This is a genomic window from Novosphingobium sp. PASSN1 (assembly GCF_002278815.1).
The window spans coordinates 563,171-584,574 of record NZ_NKIS01000001.1; the positions used below are offsets into that span (position 1 = coordinate 563,171).

Sequence of the window (21,404 nt, forward strand, 5' to 3'; positions counted from 1 at the left end):
GGGAATGCTTCAGTCCTAGGCCAAAGCCCTGCCAAACGCCAGAAAACGGCCCGAGTGACACGGCCTTATCCACATATGCGAGCGTGGATCCGCAGCTTTCCTGAACAATGAGACGAAATGGCGTTCAATCCGCGTTCAAGCGGTGGGTTCCATTGCAGCAAGGCGTTGCCAAGACGCCGATTCCGCGTCAGAGGTTCGCCCCGGCGGAAGCTAAGCAAGTGTCCATAACGGACTTGTCCATTCTGCCGATGTTCTGGGATATGGCGCGTGGCAGAAGGGCGATGGAGACCGATCCGGTCCGCCGACATGGGCCAAGAGGAGACGAAGTGATGCGGGGTAATGCAATGAAGTTCGTGGCCGCTCGGGCTGCGCTGGCCGTCGCGCTGTCGACGGGTCTTGCCGGTGGCGCGCTGCTGGGCGCTGCGCCTGCCTTCGCCGCGAAGGAAAAGGAAGCGCCCAAGGCCACCTATTCCAAGGAATTCATCGCCGTTGCCGGTCCGGTCCAGAAGCTGGTGCAGGACGCGCAGGCCGCCAAGGCCAAGGGCACGCCCGACGCTCAGATCAAGGCCTCGCTCGGCGATGCCAACGCGGTGCTGGCCAAGGCCGAAGCTGCGGTGAAGACCGGGCAGGACCGGCTCGCCGCAGGCCAGTTCGCCGTACAGATCGGCGGCTTCCTCGAAGACACCGCCATGCGTTCGCGCGGGATCAAGAACATGATCGACAGCGGGATGCTCGAGCCGGAGAAGGTTCCGACCTTCAACTTCTATCTCGGCAACTTCGCTTATGCTGCCAAGGACTATCAGGGCGCGATCGAGCCGCTGACCAAGGCCGTGCAGGGGAATGTCTCGGAAGACGCGGCAGCTGAAATGCTCGCCGACGCCTACAACGAGCTGAAGCGCCCCGCCGAGGGCCTCGCCGCGCTGAAGGTCGCGCTCGATGCGCGCAAGGCCGCTGGCGGCACGGTGCCGGAATCGTGGTTCCGCCGCGCCAATGTCATTGCCTACAAGAACAAGCTCGGGGCGCAGGCGATCGAATGGTCGACCCTGCTCGTCGGGATTGATCCGAGCCCGCTCAACTGGCTGGGCGCTGGCCAGCTTGCGCGCGAATTCGGCGGCTTCGGCAAGGAGGAATCGCTCGATCTCGGCCGTCTGTTCCTGCGTTCGGGCGCGTTTGACAACGACAAGCAGTACGTGACCCGCGAATTCATCGAATACGTTCAGGCTGCCGACCCGCGTCGTCTGCCGGGCGAAACGGTGAAGGTGATCGAACTCGGCCTTTCGAAGGGCGCGCTGGATACCAGCGACGTGTTCGTGAGCGACTCGCTCAGCCAGGCCAAGGGCCGTATCGCGGCGGACAAGGCCTCGCTCGTCGGTCTCGAAAAGGACGCACGCGCTTCGGCGGACGGCAAGCTTGCGGTCGCCACGGCTGATGCGTATCTCTCGTATGACAACCCCGCCAAGGCCGAGGAGCTCTATCAGCTCGCGCTCACCAAGGGCGGCGCCATCGATATGGACCGCGCCGAAACGCGTCTCGGTATCGCGCAGTACGATCAGGACAAGTTCGAAGACGCAAGGGCCAGCTTTGCAAAGGTCGGCGGCGTCCGCGCCCCGCTCGCGAAGCTGTGGTCGGTTCTTGTGGCACGGAGCGCCAAGCCCTGATCGCCTGAGGCAGGAAGCCAAATGGAAAGGGCGGCCCCGCAAGGGCCGCCCTTTTTGTTTGCTCATCTGGCAGCGGTTTAAACGCAAATCCTCACTGCACTTCGAGAAATTCGCCGCTGTCCTCATCCAGCACGTGCAGGATCCCGTCCGAGATCGCGAAGAACGCGCCGCGCAGGCGCAGTTCGCCCGATGCTTCCTTGCGCCGCACGCAGGGGAACGTGCGCAAGTTGGCGAGGCTGACTTTAACGCCCGCCTGTTCCATTGCCCGCTCTGCCGGGCGGCCCGTGGTGCCGTGCTTGTGCGCCACATCTTCGCGCACGCCGCTCAAGAGGCCGATCCAGTCGTTGATGAAGCCGCCTTCGCCGGGTTCGGTGCCTTCCAGTTCCTGCGTCAGCGCAGCGCGGCAGCCGCCGCACATGCCGTGGCCCAGGACCACGATCTTGCGCACCTTGAGCACCTGCACGGCAAATTCGAGCGCAGCGGAGACACCGTGATAGCCGGGCGAGGTTTCAAACGGCGGCACCAGCGCAGCCACGTTGCGCACCACGAACATCTCGCCCGGATCGGTATCGAAGATCTGCGCCGGATCGACGCGGCTGTCCGAACAGGCGATCACCATCACTGGCGGCTCCTGCCCCTCGCGCAGCTGGTGCCAGCGTTCGACGCGGGGGTTCCACCCGTTTTGCCGGAACCGGCGGTAGCCTTCGACTAGGTGATCGAGTTCGGGAGAGAAGGGTCTGGTCATGTCCAGCCTGTTGCCGCCTACGAATGCATCTTTCAAGTCATGCTTCATGCGCCTATCTGAAGCGCCATGAACGATCAGTCCCCGATTGCCGCGCCAGAGCGCCCGGCGCGTGCCCGCAAGCCCGATTGGATTCGCGTCAAGGCACCCACCAGCAAGGGTTATGAGGAAACGCGCGGACTCATGCGCAGCCTTGGCCTCAACACGGTGTGCGAAGAAGCGGCCTGCCCGAACATCGGCGAATGCTGGACCAAGAAGCACGCGACCGTGATGATCCTCGGCGATGTCTGCACGCGGGCCTGCGCGTTCTGCAACGTCAAGACCGGGATGCCGCGCAAGGTTGACGTGAACGAGCCTGCGCATGTGGCGGAAGCCGCTGCCAAGCTCGGCCTTGAGCATATCGTCATCACCTCGGTGGACCGCGACGACCTGCCCGATGGCGGGGCGGGGCAATTCGTGAAAGTCATTCAGGCCCTGCGCGCCGCGACGCCGAACACCACGATCGAGATCCTGACCCCCGATTTTCGCGGCAAGATGCGCCCTGCGGTCGAGGCGATCATGGCCGCAGGGCCTGACGTCTACAACCACAACCTCGAGACCGTGCCCCGGCTCTATCCCACGATCCGCCCCGGTGCGCGCTACTATGCTTCGCTGCGCCTTTTGGAGGAAGTGAAGCACCATGATCCGCGGGTGTTCACCAAATCGGGCATCATGCTCGGCCTCGGTGAGCAGCGGCTCGAAGTCCATCAGGTGATGGACGACATGCGTTCGGCCGGCATCGATTTCCTGACGATGGGCCAGTATCTCCAGCCCACCCCCAAGCACGCGCCGGTGATCGATTTTGTCACGCCGCAGGCCTTTGCCGCCTATGGCGCGATTGCGCGGGCCAAGGGCTTCCTGCAAGTCGCCGCCAGCCCGCTGACGCGTTCCAGCTATCATGCCGGAGAAGACTTCGCCGAGATGCGCGCCGCGCGCGAGGCGCAGCTGGCCAAGGCCACCGGGAAGGCCTGATCCCACGTGCCGGTGATCAACCAGCAGCGGCACCTCGCGTGGTCGGCGCAGGAGATGTACGACCTCGTCGCGGACGTGAAGCGCTACCCGGAGTTTCTGCCCTGGGTCGTCGCCACGCGCATCAAATCCGATAGCGAGACCGAGATGGTGGCGGACATGATGGTCGGCTTTTCCGCGCTGCGCGAGAAGTTCACCTCACGCGTTCACAAAGACCGCCCGCGCCGCATTGCGGTCGAGTATCTTGACGGCCCGCTCAAGCGCCTTTCAAACACCTGGGTGTTTGCAGATGCCGAGGATGGCGGCTGCGTGATCGACTTCAACGTCGATTTCACCTTCCGCAGCGCGATCTTCGAGGCGCTGGCCGGGCAATACCTCGACCGCGCCTTCCGCAAGATGGTGGCCGCATTCGAAACGCGCGCCGAAAAGCTTTACGGGAGCAAAAGCTCCAGCGCGACCAGCGCCGCCTGAAGCCGCACTTCGGCGCGGGTCTTCGCCGTCTCGAACACTTTCAGTTCGGCCACCACCGCTTCAGGGTCTTCACCGCGTTCGGCCCGCGCGAAGACGACCGTGCCCACCGGCTTTTGCTCGGTGCCGCCATCCGGCCCGGCAATTCCGGTGATCGCCACCGCGACATCGGCGCGCGAATGCTTCAAGGCCCCCTGTGCCATCGACCAGGCCACCGCGACGGACACCGCGCCGAAGGTGTCGATGAGGTCGGTCGAAACGCCCAGCATCTCGTGCTTGGCTTCGTTCGAATAGGTCACGAAGCCGCGCTCGACCACGGCGGATGATCCGGCAATCTCGGTCAGCGCCGCCGTGACCAGCCCGCCCGTGCAGCTTTCGGCAAGGGCGACCATGCGGCCCGCCGCCTTGTTCTCGGCAATCACCCGCGCAGCCAGCGCGGTCAGTTCGGCAGGGATCAGAGTGTCCATCGTTCAGGCAGCCGGGCAGATCGGGAGGTCGGACGGCTTCGAAGCGCCGACCGCGCCGCGCACTTTGGGCTTGTCTGCCATCACGAGGATGAAGGTCACGATCTCGGCCGTGTTTTCCGGCGGCAGGGGGGAGAGCAGCCGCGTGGCACGCTCGATCGCCTTGCACTGGTCGGGCTTGATCCCCTTGGTCACCATCGCCGCGACGAGGCCTTCGGCAAAAGGCTGCAGCGCTTCGTCCGAAAGGGTGGAGACGAGATCCTTCATCTTCACGTCATTGCCGCCCAGCTTGAACAGCGCCGCCTTGGCCTCGGGCCAGGCCGCACCCTTGCGCGCGGCATAGCGCTGCACCAGCCCCGAGCCTTGCGTGGCGAAATAGCCCTGCGGCGAAAGCGTGGGCCGGCAGGTCTTGATCGTGGAATCCATCACGACGGGGAGGGCATAGGTCACGAGGCTCGTCACCTCGCGCTCGCTTAGGCACTCCGGCCCCTGCGCGGCGGCCACTTCGGCCAGACCGAGCGAGGCCATTGCCGCCCCAAACACCATGCTTCGAACCAGCGACATGTCCCTGCGCTCCTTCAAGCTTTCGCGATAACCGTGGCAACCGCCTGCGCGGCAATGCCTTCACCGCGCCCGGTGAAGCCGAGCCGCTCGGTGGTCGTGGCCTTCACGCTGACGGCAGCGATGTCAATCGCCAGAATCGCCGCCAGCCTTGCCCGCATAGCCGCCTTGTGCGGACCAATGCGGGGAGCCTCGCAGATGATCGTGACATCGACATTGCCGATGGCATAACCCGCCGCCGCCACGAGCGTTGCGGCATGGGCGAGAAACCGGTCTGACGAAGCCCCGCGCCACTGCGGATCGGACGGCGGGAAGTGATCGCCGATATCGCCCGCTGCCACCGCGCCCAGCAGCGCATCAACGAGCGCGTGTATTGCGACGTCGGCATCGGAATGCCCGGCAAGCCCTTTGGAATGCTCGATTTTCACACCGCAGAGCCACAGCTCCTCGCCTTCGGCCAAGCGGTGGACATCATAGCCCATGCCGGTGCGCACAGCGGCCAGTGTCATGCTTTCATCCTTCAGGTCTTCCGCAAAGGTCACTTTCTTCAGCCGCTCGTCGCCCGGCACCAACGCGACCGCCAGTCCCGCGGCCTCGGCCACGGCGGCATCGTCCCCGGCATCGGCGGAACCGTTCCACGCGCGGTGCGCGGCAAGGATTACGTCAAAGCGGAATGCCTGCGGGGTCTGCACCCGGTAGAGGCCATCGCGCTCGACGAATGCGCCGCGCAGGCCATCCGCGCCGCGCACCACGCTATCGACGACAGGGAGCACCGGAATGGCTCCAGGGTGCTGGTCCAGCGCCGCAATCAGGGCGGCGATGACGGGTGGCGGCAGATCAGGCCGCGCGGCATCATGGATCAGCACGAGGCCGGGGGCTGCGGCCTCCAGCGCTTCCAATCCGGCGCTCACCGAACCTTGCCGGCTTGCCGCGCCATGCACGAAGCGCACACCGGGCAGCCCGGCAAGCGCCTCGGCAGCGGTTTCTTCCCAGTTCGCCGGGATCACGACGACAATTGGGCTGACACCTGCCGTTGCCAGCGCTTCCACCGAATGGCGCACCAGAGGCTTGCCCCGCCACAGCGCGAACTGCTTGGGCACGCTGCCGCCCGCGCGCAGACCCTGCCCGGCGGCAACGACGACAGCAGCAACAGGGGCTGCAACCGGGGCAGGGAAGGGCGCGTTCATGCATCGCCCCTTACAGTCCTTGCCGCAAACCGCGCAATCGACTAAGCGCATGCCTCTTTTTTAGGCACACTTCCGATGACCGAACTTCCCGCTCCGCCCCAACTCGCGCCGATCATGGTCGGCCCCGTGCGCATCCCGCAGCCGGTGGTGCTCGCGCCAATGACCGGGGTCACCGATCAGCCGTTCCGCACGATGGTGCGCCGCTTCGGCTCGGGGCTCAACGTGACCGAGATGATCGCCAGCCCCGCTGCGATCCGGGAAACGCGCCAGTCGGTCCAGAAAGCGGCATGGCACCCGACCGAAGAGCCGGTCTCGATGCAGCTCATGGGCAACGAGCCCGCGCAGATGGCCGAAGCGGCCCGCATTTCCGAAGCCAAGGGCGCGGCGATCATCGATATCAACATGGGCTGCCCGGTGCGCAAGATCGTCAGCGGCGATTGCGGCTCGGCGCTGATGCGCGATATTCCGCTCGCCACCGCGCTGATCGAGGCGACCGTTAAAGCCGTGAAAGTGCCGGTCACTGTCAAGATGCGCATGGGTTGGTGTCATGACAGCCTGAACGCCCCGGAACTTGCGCGGATTGCGCAGGATCTCGGTGCACAGATGATCACTGTGCATGGCCGCACGCGCAACCAGATGTACAAGGGCTCCGCCGATTGGGCCTTCGTGCGCCGGGTAAAGGAGGCGGTTTCGATCCCCGTGATCGTCAACGGCGATATCTGCGGGATCGATGACGCCGCCAAGGCCATCGAGCAAAGCGGCGCGGACGGGTTGATGATCGGGCGCGGGGCTTATGGAAAGCCCTGGCTGCTCGGCCAGGTCATGCATTGGCTCGATACCGGCGAATATCGTCCGGAGCCCGGCATCGCCGAACAATATGCCCTGATCATAGAGCATTACCACGCAATGCTGGAGCATTATGGCACGGTGACCGGCGTCAACATGGCGCGCAAGCACCTTGGCTGGTTCACCAAGGGCCTTGCCGGTTCGGCCGAGTTCCGCAACCGCGTCAACTTCATCGACGACCCAAAGGCCGTGCTCGCCTCGCTGGCCGAATTCTACGCCCGCGCCATAGCGGTGTCCGGGGCTGCTCCGGCTGGCCGCGCCGCTGCATGAGCGGCCCAGGCGACTGGCGCAAAGGCGGCGAGAACGCGCGGCCCGATCCCAAACGCATCGTCGCCAGCCTGCCGCTGGCCGTCATCACGCTTGCCCCTGATCTCACCATCGCCACAGTCAATCCCGCCGCCGAACAGCTCGCGGGGCAGGGCGCGCGCCGCCTCGTCGGCAAGGCGGTCGAGGATGTCTTCGGCTTCGAGGAACAGCTCATCCTGCGCCGCCTCGGCGAAGGCGAAGCGCAGCTGTTCGCCCGCGATTCGCTGGTGCGCGTGCTAGGCGCTCCCGCGCGCCGGTTTGACGTCATGACCGCACCGATTGCCTATTCGCCCGGCTGGCAGCTGCTGGCGCTGGGCGAGGCGGTCGGCGTCGAGGCGCTTTCGGGCGATGGCGGCGGGGCCGGGGCAGGCGAGGGCACCCCGCTGCGCGCGCCCGAAGTCCTCGCGCACGAAATCAAGAACCCGCTGGCGGGCATTCGCGGCGCGGCGCAGCTCCTTGGCCGCAAGCTGGGGGATGCCGACCGCGCGCTCACCGAACTGATCACGGGCGAAGTCGACCGGATCGCCAAGCTGGTCGATCAGATGCAGTCGCTCTCGCGGCGCGGGCGCGAACCGGATGCGCCGTGCAACCTCCACGAAGCGGTGCGCCGCGCACAGGCGGTGGTCGCGGCCGGGCACGGCGGGTTTGTGGTCGAGGAAGAGTTCGATCCATCGCTTCCGCCGATCATGGCCAATGCCGACGCGCTCGTGCAAGTCCTGCTCAATCTCTTCACCAATGCGCGCGAGGCGTGCGAGACCGCGCATGAGCCGCGCATCGCCGTGCGCACGCGCTTTGCCAGCGGTATCCAGCTCCACGCCGGTCCGGGCGGCAAGCCGCTGCGCCTGCCCATCGAACTGCGCGTCAGCGACAACGGCCCTGGTATCGATCCGGCCTTGCGCGATCACATCTTCGACCCCTTCGTCACCGGCAAGAAGAACGGGCAGGGCCTCGGCCTCGCGCTCGTGCAGAAGCTGGTGCGGGAAATGAATGGCCGGGTGACGCACGACCGCGATGAAGTGCGCGGGTGGACGCATTTCCGGCTCCATTTGCCGGTTGCAGGAAGCCAAAAGCCATGAAAAGCCGGATCCTGCTGGTCGAGGACGATGCGTCCATCGCGCTGGTGATAACCGCCGCGCTCGAAGCGGAAGGCTACACCGTGTCGCACTGCGTCTCGATCAGCGAGCGCGACCGGCTGCTCGGTGAAACCCACTTCGGCCTCATGCTCACCGATGTCATGCTGACCGACGGCGACGGCATGGAAACGCTGGACCGCGTGCGCGAGGCCGCGCCGCAGATGCCGGTGATCATCCTTTCGGCGCAGAACACGCTCGATACCGCCGTGCGCGCCAGCGATACCGGGGCGTTCGAATACTTCCCCAAGCCCTTCGATCTCGATGAACTGGTGCGCACCGTTCGCCAGGCCATCGGCTCCGGCGAGAGCGCGGGCGCTGAAGACTTGGCCGAGGATGTTGCCCCCGGCTTGCCGCTGGTTGGCCGCAGCCCGGCGATGCAGACGGTCTACCGCATGATCACGCGGGTGCTGCGCAACGATCTCACCGTGCTGATCCTCGGCGAATCCGGCACCGGCAAGGAGCTTGTGGCCGAGGCGATCCACCAGCTCGGCAATCGCAGTGCCGGGCCGTTCATTGCGGTCAACACCGCCGCGATCCCCGGCGATCTCATCGAAAGCGAGCTGTTCGGCCACGAGAAGGGCGCGTTCACCGGCGCCGTCACGCGCCGCATTGGCAAGTTCGAGCAGGCGCGGGGCGGCACGCTGTTCCTCGATGAAATCGGCGACATGCCGCTGGAAGCCCAGACGCGGCTGCTGCGCGCGCTGCAATCGGGCCGCATTCGCCGCGTGGGCGGGACCGAGGAAATCACCCTCGATTGCCGCATCGTCGCCGCGACAAACCGCGATCTCGTGCCCATGATCGCAGCGGGCACGTTTCGCGAAGACCTCTACTACCGCCTTGCCGTCGTGCCCATCGAACTTCCGCCCTTGCGCGAACGGGCCGACGATATCGAGGCGCTCGCCCGCCATTTCCTGGTCCGCGCCGCCGCCGAAGGATTGCCGCGCCGCCAACTGACAGCCAGCGGCGCGGCGCTGCTCGCCAGCCAGCCCTGGCGCGGCAACGTGCGCGAACTGCGCAATTTCGTCTACCGCCTCGCGCTTCTGGCGCGTGATGAGATGATCGATGCCGCCGCGATCGAACCGCTCCTCGCACAAGATCGCGCGCAGCCGCCCGCTGGCCATGCCGCGGCTACGGGTGCCGCCGATTTCGCCGAGGCGCTCGCCAATTGGCTGGTGGACGAGCAGCCTGCCGAGGGCGAACTCTACAGCGCTGCACTCGCCGCGTTCGAGCGCCCGCTGTTCCTCCACGCGCTCACCGTGACGGGCGGCAACCAGCTGCGCGCCGCCCGCCTGCTGGGCATCAACCGCAACACTTTGCGCAAGCGGCTCTCGGACCTCGCCATCAATCCGGACGACGTCACCCCGCGCGACTGACGGTACTTTCCCGCCACATGCAGTTTGCCGCGATTTTACGCGGTTTCGTCGAATCAACTTGCAATGCTGCAACAGCGGTGTTGTATATCGGCAACGATGGCACAGAACGGCAAAGGCGGCATGCGGCGCTCACCAAGGTGGTATCGCCGCCTTCTGGTGGCGATGCGCCGCGCCAATGTGTTTCTGGTGCTGGAAATGACCGCGACCATGGCGCTGGCGCTGATGATCACGGTCACGTGGATGGCGCTTTCCGCCATCGGCAATTCCAACCAGCTCCTGCCATCGCGTCTCACCGCCAGCCTGCTGATAGGCACGCTGGTGCCCGCGATGGCGCTGATCGTGCTGATCGGGCGGCGGCTCGCGCTGCGCCGGGCCGCGCGCAGCGTGCTGGGCAGCAGCGGGCGGCTCCATGTCCGGCTGGTCTGGCTGTTCTCGCTGATTTCCGCGATCCCGACGCTGCTCGTCGTGGTTTTCGCCTCGCTGCTGTTCCAGTCCGGCGTCGAGTTCTGGTTCTCAGACAATTCACGCGGCATGCTGGAAAACGCCAACAGCCTCGCGCGCGGCTACTATGCCGATAAACTGCGCGATGTCGGCAACGAAAGCGTCGCCATGGCCGGAGACTTGCGCGACTATCTGGGCCAGGCCCCGATCACCAGCCAGGACTTTGCCGAGGGCTATTCGTGGCAGGTGATCAACCGCAAGCTTAACGAATCCGCGCTGATTGAGCGCGGCCCCGATGGCACCTTGCGCACAGCGGCCATTGTCGATCCCGCCCGCAGCGAACAGCGCGAACGCGTCACGCCCGCCCAGCTGGCGCGGATCGATGCGGGCGAGCCGGTTGTCGTCACCGCCTCTGCGGCGCGCATCGAAGCGGTCACTCCGGTTGACCGGACACGCGGCATCTACCTCTATGTCGCGCGCAATTCCGATGCGCTCGCGCTCAACCAGTGGCAGCGTGCCCAGAGCGTGCTCAAGGCTTACGATTTCCTCACCCGCCGCGCGCGCGCGCTGCAATTGCGTTTCAACATTGCGCTGCTGGTGATCTCACTGGCGCTCGTCGCCCTCGCCGTATGGGTCGCGCTGCGCTTTGCCGATCGGCAGGTGGCCCCATTGGTCGAACTCGTTTCAGCCGCGCGCAATGTGGGGAGTGGGAACTTCGCGATGCGCGTGCGGGCCGGTAATGGCACCGATGAAGTCGGCCTCCTCGCCCGCGCGTTCAACCGCATGACCGCGCAGCTGGAAGCGCAGACGCAGGCGCTCGTCAGCGCCAATGCCCAGCTCGAAGTGCGCCGCGCCTTCATCGAGGCGGTGCTTGAATCGATCACCGCCGGGATCGTCTCGGTCGACCGCGAAGGCCGCATCCGCCTGATCAACAGCTCGGCGCAGGCGCTGATGCGCGATGGGCCGGAAAGCAGCGGCGTTGCCGATCCCATCGGTGCGCCGCTCACCGATGTCGCCCCCCAGTTGGCCCAGTTCGTCGCCAGCGGAGAGCGCAGCGGTGTCGTGACGATGGCCAAGGGCGGCGATCTGCTCACCCTCGCGGTCAAGGTTACGGCGGACCGCAACGGCCACGTGATCACGTTCGAGGACATCACCCGCCAGCTGCTCGATCAGCGCCGCGCGGCATGGTCCGACGTCGCGCGACGCATCGCGCACGAGATCAAGAACCCGCTCACCCCAATCCAGCTCGCGACCGAGCGCCTCAAGCGCCGCTATCGCCGCCAGATCGAAACCGACCCCGAATTGTTCGAGGAACTCACCGCCACGATCATCCGCCAGGTCGGTGATCTCAGGCAGATGGTCGATGAATTCTCCTCGTTCGCGCGCCTGCCCAAGCCAGTGTTCCGCCCGGAGGACGCCAGCGACCTCGTGCGCCAGTCACTGTTCCTGCAGGAAGTCGCCCACAGCGCGATCACCTTCAGCTTCCGGCAGGAAGGCGAAAGCGGCGGGGAGGGGCCAGTGCCGATCGAGGCCGACCGCCACCAGTTCGGCCAGGCGATGACCAACGTCCTCAAGAACGCGATCGAGGCCATCGAGCAGCGCGCCAAGGGGCAGGATATCGCCTATCGCGGCCGGATCGCCGTCACCCTGCTCGCTGAACGCCATGCCGTCACCGTCACCGTGGCAGACAACGGCGTGGGCCTGCCTGCCGAGCGCGACCGCATTCTCGAACCCTACATGACCACGCGGGAGAAGGGCACGGGCCTTGGCCTCGCGATCGTCAACAAGATCGTCGAGGAACACGGCGGCACCATGGCCTTCACAGCCAACGAGGAGGGCGGCACATCTGTGATCATGCGCATCGCCCGCAATCCGCTCGCCGCCGAAGCACTGACCGAAACGCCAACCACCATTACCGCCAACCGCTAGACCAGACTTTCAGGACACCACCACCGATGGCACTCGACATCCTCATCGTGGACGACGAACGCGATATCCGCGAACTGGTCGCCGGCGTACTTAGCGACGAAGGCTATGGCTGCCGCACCGCCGCCGACAGCACCGCCGCGCTGGCCGCAATCGATGAACGCCGCCCCAGCCTCGTCCTGCTCGACGTGTGGCTTCACGGCAGCCCGATGGACGGGCTCGAAGTGCTCGACGAGATCAAGAAGCGCGAACCGGAACTGCCGGTGATCATCTTCTCGGGCCACGGCAACATCGATACGGCGGTCTCCGCCATCGGGCGCGGCGCGATGGATTTCCTCGAAAAGCCGTTCGAAGCCGAACGCCTGCTGCTTCTCGTCGAACGCGCGACCGCGACCGAACGCCTCCGCCGCGAAAACGCGCGGCTGCGGCAGGGCCTGTCGATGGCCGATGGCTTCACTGGCAATTCGGGCGCGATCAACACGGTGCGTGCCACCTTGAAGCGCGTTGCCAACACTGGCAGCCGCCTGCTCATCACCGGCCCCGCAGGATCGGGTAAGGAAGTCGCCGCGCGGCTGCTCCATTCGTGGAGCCCGCGCGCCGATCACGCCTTCGTCACGGTCAATTCCGCGCGCATCACGCCCGAACGCTTCGAACAGGAGCTGTTCGGCGAGGAGATCGACGGCAAGTTGGTGCGGGCCGGCCTCCTCGAAATGGCCGATGGCGGCACGCTGTTCCTTGATGAAGTGGCGGAAATGCCCGCGTCCAGCCAGGCCCGCATCCTGCGCGTCCTCACCGAGCAATCGTTCGTGCGCGTCGGCGGCCACCGCCAGATCCGCGTTGATGTGCGCGTCGTCTCGTCCACGTCGCGCCCGCTCGAAAAGGAAATCGCCGAGCGCCGCTTCCGCGAGGACCTTTTCTACCGGCTCAACGTCGTGCCCGTCTCGATCCCCTCGCTGATCGAGCGGCGCGAGGATATCCCCGCGCTCGCCGACCACTTCTTCTCGCGCTACGCCAACGAGCAGGGCGTCCCGCCGCCCGCGATCTCACCCGAAGCGATCGCGGCGATGCAAAGCTACGACTGGCCCGGCAATGTGCGCCAATTGCGCAATGTGGTCGAACGCACGATCATCCTCGCCCCGCGTGAGCGCCTCACCCGCATCGATGCCGACATGCTCCCCGCGGAAATCGTCCTGACCAGGCTAGGTGGTGATACGAGCACGTCGGCGCTGATGGGTGTGCCTCTGCGAGAGGCGCGCGAGAACTTCGAGCGCGAGTATCTCAAGGTCCAGATCCGCCGCTTCTCCGGCAATATCTCGAAGACCGCGAGCTTCATCGGCATGGAACGCTCGGCACTTCACCGCAAGCTCAAGCTTCTCGGCATGGCAGATCGCCGCGAGGACGAGGATCTCGACTGAACAGAGACGGCTAGAACAGCGGCATCGATTTTGCCCCTGTACGAAGCTGCAGTCCCGACATAGACTAGCTTTTGATAACCGGCGTAGTGCCGCGCAAACCTCTGACCGGATTCGGCGAAAGCCGATGCCGGCAGGGTGGGTGCAGTCCTCCGCCAGATCGTGTCTCGCTGCCGCAGGGTAGTGGGCCGCCAAAAAACGAAAGGACATACCCTCGATGACTGGTAGAACCCTATCTGCGCGCCCCCGGGCCAAGGTTGAAGCCGCTCCCGCCAGCGAAGCAGCCACGCCTGCCGCAGCAGCTCCCTCCGCTCCCGCTCCGCTTGTCGCCGGCAAAGGGCAGAACCTTCAGGACGTGTTCCTCAACTTCCTGAGAAAAAACAAGATTCCGGTCACAATGTTCCTCGTGAAGGGCGTCAAGCTGCAAGGCATCGTCACCTGGTTCGATAATTTCTCAATCCTGCTGCGCCGCGATGGCCAATCCCAGCTGGTCTACAAGCACGCGATCTCCACGATCATGCCGGGCCAGCAGATCGGTGCCGCGCACTTCGCGCCGGGCAGCGATGATGCCGCCAAGAAGCGCCTGCTGCAGGACGTGTTCCTCTCCAGCGTGCGCGATGCCGGGGTGCAGGTAACGATGTTCCTCGTCAACGGCGTCATGCTTCAGGGCCGCGTCGCTGCCTACGATCTGTTCTGCATGCTGCTGGAACGCGAAGGCTACGTCCAGCTTGCCTACAAGCACGCCGTCTCCACCATCCAGCCCGCCGGTCATGTCGATCTGTCCGGCGAATGGGAGGGTGAGGCATCCTGATCAAAGCCATGGGTGCCGCCGCATGAGCGGGTTTGAATTCGGCCGCGAGACCGAGCTCGTCGGGGAAGTCACGCGCGGCGCCCGCAGCGTCGTCGTGCTTCCCGACTTGCGGCAGCGCGCCAGCCACGGCGTTGGTCTGGATGTGGAATCGCGGCTGGAAGAAGGGCAGGGGCTTGCCCGCGCGATTGGCCTCGATGTAGTCGATGCCTTTGCGCTGCCGATCCGCGCGGTGCGTCCCGCCACGCTGTTCGGCGAGGGGCAGGTCCAGAAGATCAGCGTGGCGATCAACCAGTCCGATGCCGAACTGGTCATTGTCGATGGCGCGCTGTCTGCGATCCAGCAGCGCAATCTGGAAGACAAGCTCGAACGCAAGGTCATCGACCGTACCGGGCTGATCCTCGAAATCTTCGGCGAACGCGCGGCGACCGCAGAAGGTCGCCTCCAGGTCGAGCTTGCCCACCTCGATTATCAGGCCGGGCGCCTTGTGCGCAGCTGGACTCACCTCGAGCGCCAGCGCGGCGGCTTCGGCTTCCTCGGCGGCCCGGGCGAGACGCAGATCGAGGCCGACCGCCGCCTGATCCGCGGCCGTATGGCGCGCATCCGGCGCGAGCTCGAACAAGTCCGCCGCACCCGCGGCCTGCACCGTGAACGCCGCCAGCGTGCGCCCTGGCCGGTGATCGCGCTCGTCGGCTATACCAATGCGGGAAAATCCACGCTTTTCAATCGGATGACCGGCGCTGACGTCATGGCGCAAGATCTGCTGTTCGCCACGCTCGATCCCACCATGCGCGCCATCCGCTTGCCGGGTCTTGAAAAGGCGATCCTGTCAGACACCGTGGGCTTCATTTCCGAACTGCCCACCCAGCTCGTCGCCGCCTTCCGCGCCACGCTTGAGGAAGTGACCGCGGCTGACGTCATCGTCCACGTCCGCGATATCGCCAATCCCGCCACCTCGGCGCAGAAGCTCGAAGTCGAGGAAATCCTCGCTGATCTCGGCGTGATCGGGGAAGGGGGAAGCCTCGTCCCGATCATCGAGGCGTGGAACAAGTGGGATCTTCTCAGCCCCGACGACCGCGCCATGCGCCGCGATCTGATCGCCGCCAGGGTGCCGGAGCGCAAAGTCGTGCCGATCTCGGCCCAGACGGGCGAAGGCGTCGAAGACCTCGTTACGCTCCTCAGTGAACTTCTCACGGGCGGCGCTCAAGTGCTTGAATTGTCGGTTCCGATGGCAGACGGCCAGAAACTGGCTTGGCTCCATGCCCACGGCGAAGTGCTGTCGGAAGTTCAGATCGAGGACGAGCAGGGCACACCCGTGCAGCGCCTGACCGTGCGGCTCACGCCCCGTGAACTCGGTCGCTTCGTGCAGATGTGATCAGCGCTCGGCGGCTTTGACCTGCTGCCAGAGGTCTTCCTGCTCGTCGAGTGACAAGGCCGGGAACGCCGCACCGGCAAGAGCTTCCATCCCGCGAAACCGCCGCTCGAACTTGGCATTGCCATGACGCAGCGCATCCTCGGGCGCGATGCCATAGCGGCGCACCAGATTGACCGCGGCAAACAGCAGGTCGCCCGCTTCATCGAGCTTTTCAGCCTCGCTCTTCGCCGCAGCCAATTCGTCCAGTTCCTCAATTACCTTGGCACGCGGTCCGGCAGTATCCGGCCAGTCAAACCCGACCCGCGCCGCGCGTTTCTGCAGCTTTTCCGCGCGCATCAGCGCGGGCAAGGCCAGAGCCACACCGTCCAGCGCGCTCGTCGCGCCCTTGGCGGCGCGCTCGGCGGCCTTCTGCGCTTCCCAGCGCACCTCGCGCGATTGGCCCTGATCCGCCGCATCGCCAAAGATATGCGGGTGCCGCTCGGTCATCTTGTGCGAAATCGCTTGGGCCACCGCATCGAAATCGAACGCGCCAAGCTCCTCGGCCATGCGCGCATGGAACACGACCTGCAGCAGCAAATCGCCAAGCTCCTCGCGCAGCGCGGGCAAGTCATCCCGTTCGATCGCGTCGGCCACTTCGTAGGCTTCCTCGATGGTGTACGGCGCGATGGTGGCGAACGTTTGCGCGACATCCCATTCGCAGCCGTTCAGCGGATCACGCAGCCGTGCCATGATCCCCAGCAAGCGTGCGATCCCCGACGCGGAAGCGGTAAGGCCGATAGGGGAGACCCCGGGAGTAGAGCTCATATCGGCTATCCTTGTTTCTGCAAAGTAGAGAAGTCCCTATTTCCGCCAGATAGAAATGTCACCGGTTGATGCAGCGGGGGCTGCGTGGAGCCCTTCCGTCTTGCGCAGCGCAGTCCCCGCTGGTGCGCTGGTCTTGCGGTGACAGAGCCCGTGGACCCGCTGCTTTGCAGTGGGCTCCCTCACACGGACTCCAGCATGCGCTGCGCTGCTTCGTTCGGGGTCAGCCGGGGAAGGGGAGGACGGCCACGCTTGCGCTTGACCGGTGCGCCTTCCTGCGGCTGCGGGGGCGGGAACATATGTGCGCCCTGAGATCTTCGGCAGGGCTCGTTGTTGTTGCGCTTCCTCGGGGGCAACAACTCTTGCATCGCCTTGGCCATCGCCAGCGCCGCATCGAGATGCTTGTTCTCAACGATGGCTGCCTGGTTGACCTGCCGGATCTTGTCGAACACCCGGTAGGGCAGGACGTGCTCCTCGTGACGTATCTCGAGCCGGCCGTCAGGATACTCGCACACGTCGACCCGCTTGCCCGCCAGCGGTCGGCTGACCTCGGTAGGCTCGAGGATGATCAGCGCCTTGTTGTAATGCAGCGTCAGCGCCTGCGTCACCGTACGCTGCTCGCGCCAAACCATCTCGGCCTTGAGATCGTCATGCGGGGCAAGGGGGCGATGCACATCGCGCGGATCGAACGGCGCCTTGGCGAACCGCTGGTTGTGGCGCGCCATATAGCCCGGCAGGAACGCGTTGGCCTCGGCAATCGTCGAGATGCCTTCCAGCCGCATCGCCTTGACCAGGCGGTCCTGCAGCGTCCCGTTGGCGCGCTCGACACGGCCCTTGGCCTGCGGCGAGTTGGCGCAAATGATCTCGATGTTGAGCGCCTCCAGCGACCGGCCGAAGTGGGTCATGCCGTCGCCCTTGGCCGATGCGGTGTTGTTCCGGAACACACCGTGCTTGTCCGAGTAGATCGCCACCGGCTTGCCGTGTGCCTCGATATAAGCGGTCATTGCATCCATGTAGGCGAACGTGTTCTCGCTCTCGACCATCCTGAGGTGCATCAGCTCGCTCCAAAGCCCGGCCTCAATCATCAGCTTGCGGAGCGTCTCGTGCGAAATGGTGATCTGGTGCCGCTCGGACAGATACTCGGCGGCCAGGGTCGGTCCGAAATCGGCGTAGTGCTCGCGCACCAGAGTAATGACCCGCTGACGAAAGGCGTCGCTGTGACGCCGGTTGCTTGGGCGACCACGCCGCCGTGAAACAAGACCTTCGGGGCCCTCGGCCCGCAAACGAAGGAGCAATCGGCCGACCTGACGACGCGTCAATCCCAGAAGGGTCGCCGCATCTTCGACCCGCAGCTCGCGGCGCGTCACCCGAAGCAGCGTATCATACCGCGAAAGCTCGCCACGGCTCATGGCCACCACCGTCATAAGCGCATCCTCCACAGCAGAGGATGACCACGCCGCCACGGACCGCGAGCACCCATTGCAATGGGACATCTCTATTTTGCGGGATGGGACATTTCTACTTTGCGCCTTCAATCCTTGAGTTCGATAATAATTATTATGTTAAATGAATGGTCACGCAATCAGCGCCGATACCCCGCAAACGCCAGCGCTGCGGCAAGGATAATCACACCCCAAGCCGCCGCCATCATCATCCCGGAGGAAAGCTTCAGCCCGCGCAGCCTTCCGTTTCCCAACACAAGCACGAGCGCCATCACAATGCCGATCAACGCGACGAACTTGTCCGGCGTCACAGCACAATCTCCATCCCGTCAAAGCCCGGCTCGACATGCCCTGGCGTTTCGTCACACAAAGTCCGGTAATCCATGCTCTTGTCGAGATGTGTCAGCACCGCGCGGCCCGCCCGGCAGGCCTCGACCAATTCGAGCGACATCGCCAGATGTGCGTGCGTGGGATGCGGCTGCCGCCGCAAGGCATCGACAACCAGCACGTCGACCCGGTCAAAAAGTGCCACCAATTCACCGGTAATCGCACTGAAGTCCGTTGCGTAACCGATTGACTTTCCGCCTTGTTCAAACCGGAAAGCGGTCGTCTGCGCCGGTCCGTGCGGCATCTGGCAATGCGTCACGCCGATGCCTGCTACCATGCGCACCCGGTCGAGATTGTCGAGATTGCAGATCGTGTGGTAACCGTGCTGACCGGCAAAGACATAGCCGAAGCGCTGCCGCAGCCGCCGCACCGTCTCGTCTGCCGCATAGCCCGGGATCGGCGCGCCGCGCCCCATCCGCAGCGGCCTCAGATCGTCGATGCCATGCGTATGGTCGGCATGGTCATGCGTCCAGACCACGCCATCGATCCGCCCGATCCCGGTCGCCAACAGCTGCTGCCTGAGATCGGTCGGCGTATCGACCAGAATGCGCCCGCCATCCGCGCCTTCCACCATGATCGCCACACGCGTGCGCCGGTTTCGCGGCTCATCCGGATCGCAGTCACCCCAATCGTTGCCGATGCGCGGCACCCCGGTGGACGTGCCGGAACCCAGGACGATCAGCTTCATGCCTGCGCCTTGGCAAACAAGCGAAAGAAGTTCGCGCTGGTCCGCTCGGACAAATCCTCTGCGCTTGTGCCGCGCAAGTTGGCGACAAACGCGCACGTATCCGAAACAAACGCCGGCTCGCAGACTTTGCCGCGATGCGGCACTGGCGCAAGGAACGGCGCATCAGTTTCCACCAGCAGCCGGTCATCAGGAACTTCGGCAGCAAAGGCCTGCAAGTCCTTGGCATTGCGGAATGTGACGATGCCGGAAATCGAGATTGTCAGCCCCAGATCGAGAACCGCGCGCCCGAACGCTGCGCTCGCGGTGAAGCAATGGATCAGCGCCGGGAATGTGCCTTCGGCCATTTCCTCGGTCAGGATACGCAGCGTGTCATCCTCGGCATCGCGCGTGTGGATCACGATGGGCAGCCCGGTTTCGCGCGCCACGCCGATATGGACGCGAAACAGGTCCTGCTGCACCTGTCGGTCCGAATGGTCGTAGTAGTAGTCGAGCCCGGTTTCGCCGATCGCGATCACTTTCGGGTCCGCAGCGGCCGCCCTTAGTGCTTCCGCGCCAAGATCGGCATGGGCGTCGGCTTCGTGCGGGTGAATGCCTATGCTGGCCCAGACATCCGGCTCGCGGTGCGCAGTGGCGACCACGGCATCCCATTCGCTCTGCCGCGTCGAAATATTGAGGAAGCCCGTAATGCCCCGCGCCCGCGCGCGCGCCAGAACGTCGGCCTGCGTCTCGATCAGGCCCTTGTAGTTGAGGTGGCAGTGCGAATCGATCAGCATCAGTCGGCGGCTTCCTCGGGCAGCTCAAGCCGGGGAAAGGCCGGGCTCGGTGCAGCAAGCCGTTCGCCCGTGGCCACGCGAGCGAGGAACCAATCTGCCTTCGCAAGCGCGGTGATGCCGCGCTCGTCACCAGGAATACCCAGCTGATCCAGAACTTTGTCTGCCGCAGTTGGCACCACGGGTCGGATTGCGATGGTCAGGTCGCGGATCGCCATGAACAGCGTCATCAGCACGGCGCGCATCCGCTGCGGATCGCTCTTGCGCAGCGCCCAGGGCGCCTGCTCGTCGACATACTGGTTGCAGGCAAACACAGCGCGCATCCACGCATCGATCCCGGCCGAGAAATTCAACGCGGCGAATTCGCGCGGCAGTTCATCGTGGCACGCCTCGAACACTGCGGCGAGCAGCTTGTCGTCCGCTTCGGCACTCGAAAACTTGACCAGTTCGCCATCCATATTCTTGAAAATCATGGAAAGCGTGCGCTGCACCAGATTGCCATAGCTGTTCGCCAGCTCGGCATTGCAGCGGGTGACGATAGCTTCGGGCGAATAGGAACCGTCCTGCCCGAACACGACGTCGCGCATCAGAAAGTAGCGCAGCGTGTCGACGCCAAACGTCTCCGCCAGCGCTAGCGGATCGGTCACGTTGCCGAGCGACTTCGATTCCTTCTGCCCCCGGTTGAGCAGGAAGCCGTGGCCGAACACCTGCTTGGGCACCGGCAGCCCAGCGCTCATCAGGAAGGCCGGCCAGTAGATCGTGTGGAAGCGCACGATGTCCTTGCCGATCAGGTGCAGGTCGGCTGGCCAGTATTTCGCATAATCGCCTGATTCGTCGGGAAAACCAAGGCCGGTGATATAGTTCGTCAGCGCATCGACCCACACGTACATGACATGGTTGTCGCTGCCCGGAACTTTTACGCCCCAATCGAAGCTGGTGCGCGATACCGAAAGATCGCGAAGGCCTTGCGAAACGAACGCGATCATCTCGTTGCGTCGGCTTTCGGGGCGGATGAACTCCGCGTTTTCGCGGAACAACGCGAGCAGCGGCTCCTGATACTTCGACAGGCGGAAGAACCAGCTTTCCTCCACCGTCCATTCGACCGGCGTGCCCTGCGGGGAAAGCTTCTCCCCCCCTTCCCCGTCGATCAGTTCGCTCGCGTCGTAGTACGCTTCGTCGCGCACCGAGTACCAGCCTTCGTAGCGGTCGAGATAGAGATCGCCATTGGCTTCCATCCGCCGCCACAGCTCCTGCGTGGAGGCATGATGGCGCGGCTCGGTCGTGCGAATGAATACGTCGTAATCGACATTCAGAGCATCGGCCATAGCACTGAAATGACTGGTCATTTCGTCCGCCAGCTCGGCCGGAGTGATGCCCATGTCGCGCGCCTTCTGCGCCATTTTCAGGCCGTGCTCGTCGGTCCCGGTCTGAAAGCGCACATCGCGCCCCATCGCCTTGTGAAAGCGGGCGATGACATCTGCAGCAATCGCCTCATAGGCATGGCCGATATGCGGCTTGCCGTTGGGATAGCTGATGGCGGTGGTGATATAGTAAGGCTCGCCCATGGGCTGCGATTGTCCTTGGCTTGGCAAGGCCGAAGCGCGAGTT

Annotated in this window: 20 protein-coding genes; 10 read left to right on the forward strand and 10 right to left on the reverse strand. The window is 64.8% G+C overall.

All coding sequences use genetic code 11. From position 1 onward, the window contains the following. Window positions 1–329 precede the first annotated feature (329 nt). Complete coding sequence (locus tag CFE35_RS02545; RefSeq protein WP_292927603.1) at window positions 330–1,658, forward strand: hypothetical protein; 1,329 nt, start codon at window positions 330–332, stop codon at window positions 1,656–1,658. Between the two features lie 91 nt (window positions 1,659–1,749). Here the strand turns inward: CFE35_RS02545 and CFE35_RS02550 are convergent, their stop codons facing one another. After that, window positions 1,750–2,403 carry a carbonic anhydrase gene (locus CFE35_RS02550; protein WP_292927605.1) on the reverse strand — a complete coding sequence of 218 codons (654 nt, stop codon included), beginning with the start codon at window positions 2,401–2,403 and terminating at the stop codon, window positions 1,750–1,752. Window positions 2,404–2,469: 66 nt separating this feature from the next. On the opposite strand from CFE35_RS02550, the gene lipA reads away from it, so the two are divergent. Both lipA and CFE35_RS02560 read left to right on the forward strand, forming a co-directional pair. Beyond that, a complete protein-coding gene (lipA, locus tag CFE35_RS02555; RefSeq protein ID WP_292927607.1) occupies window positions 2,470–3,411 on the forward strand; it encodes a lipoyl synthase in 942 nt (313 codons plus the stop codon). Window positions 3,412–3,417: 6 nt separating this feature from the next. Further along, window positions 3,418–3,879: a type II toxin-antitoxin system RatA family toxin gene (locus CFE35_RS02560; protein ID WP_292927609.1), complete on the forward strand. Its 462-nt coding sequence runs from the start codon at window positions 3,418–3,420 to the stop codon at window positions 3,877–3,879. Here CFE35_RS02560 and CFE35_RS02565 read toward each other — a convergent pair. The 3 genes from CFE35_RS02565 to CFE35_RS02575 are packed head-to-tail and all read right to left on the reverse strand — an operon-like array spanning window position 3,840 to window position 6,088. Next, the gene (locus tag CFE35_RS02565; protein ID WP_292927611.1) at window positions 3,840–4,343 is read right to left on the reverse strand and encodes a CinA family protein; all 504 of its coding nucleotides are present in this window, start codon (window positions 4,341–4,343) and stop codon (window positions 3,840–3,842) included. The genes CFE35_RS02560 and CFE35_RS02565 overlap by 40 nt on opposite strands. A 3-nt stretch (window positions 4,344–4,346) precedes the next feature. Next, a complete protein-coding gene (locus tag CFE35_RS02570; RefSeq protein WP_292927613.1) occupies window positions 4,347–4,904 on the reverse strand; it encodes a hypothetical protein in 558 nt (185 codons plus the stop codon). 14 nt (window positions 4,905–4,918) lie between these two features. Beyond that, window positions 4,919–6,088 carry a bifunctional 2-C-methyl-D-erythritol 4-phosphate cytidylyltransferase/2-C-methyl-D-erythritol 2,4-cyclodiphosphate synthase gene (locus CFE35_RS02575; RefSeq protein ID WP_292927615.1) on the reverse strand — a complete coding sequence of 390 codons (1,170 nt, stop codon included), beginning with the start codon at window positions 6,086–6,088 and terminating at the stop codon, window positions 4,919–4,921. A gap of 75 nt (window positions 6,089–6,163) precedes the next feature. Between CFE35_RS02575 and dusB the strand changes: the two genes are divergently transcribed. The 7 genes from dusB to hflX all read left to right on the forward strand — a co-directional run bounded on the left by dusB (window position 6,164) and on the right by hflX (window position 15,708). Then, on the forward strand, window positions 6,164–7,204 hold the full coding sequence (gene dusB / locus CFE35_RS02580; protein WP_292927617.1) for a tRNA dihydrouridine synthase DusB: 1,041 nt from the start codon (window positions 6,164–6,166) through the stop codon (window positions 7,202–7,204). Beyond that, window positions 7,201–8,316 (forward strand): ATP-binding protein, encoded by a 1,116-nt coding sequence (locus CFE35_RS02585; protein ID WP_292927619.1) that lies wholly within the window; start codon window positions 7,201–7,203, stop codon window positions 8,314–8,316. Before dusB ends, CFE35_RS02585 begins: the two co-directional genes overlap by 4 nt. Beyond that, a complete protein-coding gene (locus CFE35_RS02590) occupies window positions 8,313–9,746 on the forward strand; it encodes a sigma-54 dependent transcriptional regulator (protein ID WP_292927621.1) in 1,434 nt (477 codons plus the stop codon). Before CFE35_RS02585 ends, CFE35_RS02590 begins: the two co-directional genes overlap by 4 nt. Window positions 9,747–9,842: 96 nt before the next feature. Beyond that, window positions 9,843–12,116 (forward strand): ATP-binding protein, encoded by a 2,274-nt coding sequence (locus CFE35_RS02595; RefSeq protein WP_292927623.1) that lies wholly within the window; start codon window positions 9,843–9,845, stop codon window positions 12,114–12,116. A 26-nt stretch (window positions 12,117–12,142) separates the two neighbouring features. Then, on the forward strand, window positions 12,143–13,528 hold the full coding sequence (locus tag CFE35_RS02600; protein ID WP_292927625.1) for a sigma-54 dependent transcriptional regulator: 1,386 nt from the start codon (window positions 12,143–12,145) through the stop codon (window positions 13,526–13,528). 214 nt (window positions 13,529–13,742) lie between these two features. Next, window positions 13,743–14,336: an RNA chaperone Hfq gene (gene hfq / locus CFE35_RS02605; RefSeq protein ID WP_292927627.1), complete on the forward strand. Its 594-nt coding sequence runs from the start codon at window positions 13,743–13,745 to the stop codon at window positions 14,334–14,336. Window positions 14,337–14,358: 22 nt separating this feature from the next. Next, on the forward strand, window positions 14,359–15,708 hold the full coding sequence (hflX, locus tag CFE35_RS02610) for a GTPase HflX (RefSeq protein ID WP_292927629.1): 1,350 nt from the start codon (window positions 14,359–14,361) through the stop codon (window positions 15,706–15,708). On the opposite strand, the gene mazG is transcribed toward hflX, so the two are convergent. The 6 genes from mazG to metG all read right to left on the reverse strand — a co-directional run bounded on the left by mazG (window position 15,709) and on the right by metG (window position 21,361). After that, window positions 15,709–16,512: a nucleoside triphosphate pyrophosphohydrolase gene (gene mazG, locus CFE35_RS02615; protein ID WP_292927631.1), complete on the reverse strand. Its 804-nt coding sequence runs from the start codon at window positions 16,510–16,512 to the stop codon at window positions 15,709–15,711. It lies immediately after the preceding gene. A gap of 179 nt (window positions 16,513–16,691) precedes the next feature. Beyond that, window positions 16,692–17,933, reverse strand: a complete 1,242-nt coding sequence (locus CFE35_RS02620) for an ISNCY family transposase (protein WP_292927633.1) — start codon at window positions 17,931–17,933, stop codon at window positions 16,692–16,694. A 158-nt stretch (window positions 17,934–18,091) separates the two neighbouring features. After that, a complete protein-coding gene (locus CFE35_RS02625; RefSeq protein ID WP_292927635.1) occupies window positions 18,092–18,262 on the reverse strand; it encodes a hypothetical protein in 171 nt (56 codons plus the stop codon). Continuing rightward, window positions 18,259–19,026: an MBL fold metallo-hydrolase gene (locus tag CFE35_RS02630; protein ID WP_292927637.1), complete on the reverse strand. Its 768-nt coding sequence runs from the start codon at window positions 19,024–19,026 to the stop codon at window positions 18,259–18,261. Before CFE35_RS02630 ends, CFE35_RS02625 begins: the two co-directional genes overlap by 4 nt. Beyond that, a complete protein-coding gene (locus CFE35_RS02635; RefSeq protein ID WP_292927639.1) occupies window positions 19,023–19,799 on the reverse strand; it encodes a TatD family hydrolase in 777 nt (258 codons plus the stop codon). Before CFE35_RS02635 ends, CFE35_RS02630 begins: the two co-directional genes overlap by 4 nt. After that, window positions 19,799–21,361 (reverse strand): methionine--tRNA ligase, encoded by a 1,563-nt coding sequence (metG, locus tag CFE35_RS02640; RefSeq protein ID WP_292927641.1) that lies wholly within the window; start codon window positions 21,359–21,361, stop codon window positions 19,799–19,801. The genes CFE35_RS02635 and metG overlap by 1 nt, the downstream gene beginning before the upstream one ends. Between the last annotated feature and the right edge of the window lie 43 nt (window positions 21,362–21,404).

Coding starts and splice junctions, on each gene's coding strand:
- dusB (WP_292927617.1), top strand. CDS start 6,164: ATGACCGAACTTCCCGCTCCGCCCCAACTCGCGCCGATCATGGTCGGC.
- CFE35_RS02620 (WP_292927633.1), bottom strand. CDS start 17,933: ATGACGGTGGTGGCCATGAGCCGTGGCGAGCTTTCGCGGTATGATACG.
- mazG (WP_292927631.1), bottom strand. CDS start 16,512: ATGAGCTCTACTCCCGGGGTCTCCCCTATCGGCCTTACCGCTTCCGCG.
- CFE35_RS02630 (WP_292927637.1), bottom strand. CDS start 19,026: ATGAAGCTGATCGTCCTGGGTTCCGGCACGTCCACCGGGGTGCCGCGC.
- CFE35_RS02575 (WP_292927615.1), bottom strand. CDS start 6,088: ATGAACGCGCCCTTCCCTGCCCCGGTTGCAGCCCCTGTTGCTGCTGTC.
- CFE35_RS02585 (WP_292927619.1), top strand. CDS start 7,201: ATGAGCGGCCCAGGCGACTGGCGCAAAGGCGGCGAGAACGCGCGGCCC.
- CFE35_RS02565 (WP_292927611.1), bottom strand. CDS start 4,343: ATGGACACTCTGATCCCTGCCGAACTGACCGCGCTGGCTGCGCGGGTG.
- CFE35_RS02635 (WP_292927639.1), bottom strand. CDS start 19,799: ATGCTGATCGATTCGCACTGCCACCTCAACTACAAGGGCCTGATCGAG.
- metG (WP_292927641.1), bottom strand. CDS start 21,361: ATGGGCGAGCCTTACTATATCACCACCGCCATCAGCTATCCCAACGGC.
- CFE35_RS02595 (WP_292927623.1), top strand. CDS start 9,843: ATGGCACAGAACGGCAAAGGCGGCATGCGGCGCTCACCAAGGTGGTAT.
- CFE35_RS02545 (WP_292927603.1), top strand. CDS start 330: ATGCGGGGTAATGCAATGAAGTTCGTGGCCGCTCGGGCTGCGCTGGCC.
- CFE35_RS02570 (WP_292927613.1), bottom strand. CDS start 4,904: ATGTCGCTGGTTCGAAGCATGGTGTTTGGGGCGGCAATGGCCTCGCTC.
- lipA (WP_292927607.1), top strand. CDS start 2,470: ATGAACGATCAGTCCCCGATTGCCGCGCCAGAGCGCCCGGCGCGTGCC.
- hflX (WP_292927629.1), top strand. CDS start 14,359: ATGAGCGGGTTTGAATTCGGCCGCGAGACCGAGCTCGTCGGGGAAGTC.
- CFE35_RS02600 (WP_292927625.1), top strand. CDS start 12,143: ATGGCACTCGACATCCTCATCGTGGACGACGAACGCGATATCCGCGAA.
- CFE35_RS02590 (WP_292927621.1), top strand. CDS start 8,313: ATGAAAAGCCGGATCCTGCTGGTCGAGGACGATGCGTCCATCGCGCTG.
- CFE35_RS02550 (WP_292927605.1), bottom strand. CDS start 2,403: ATGACCAGACCCTTCTCTCCCGAACTCGATCACCTAGTCGAAGGCTAC.
- hfq (WP_292927627.1), top strand. CDS start 13,743: ATGACTGGTAGAACCCTATCTGCGCGCCCCCGGGCCAAGGTTGAAGCC.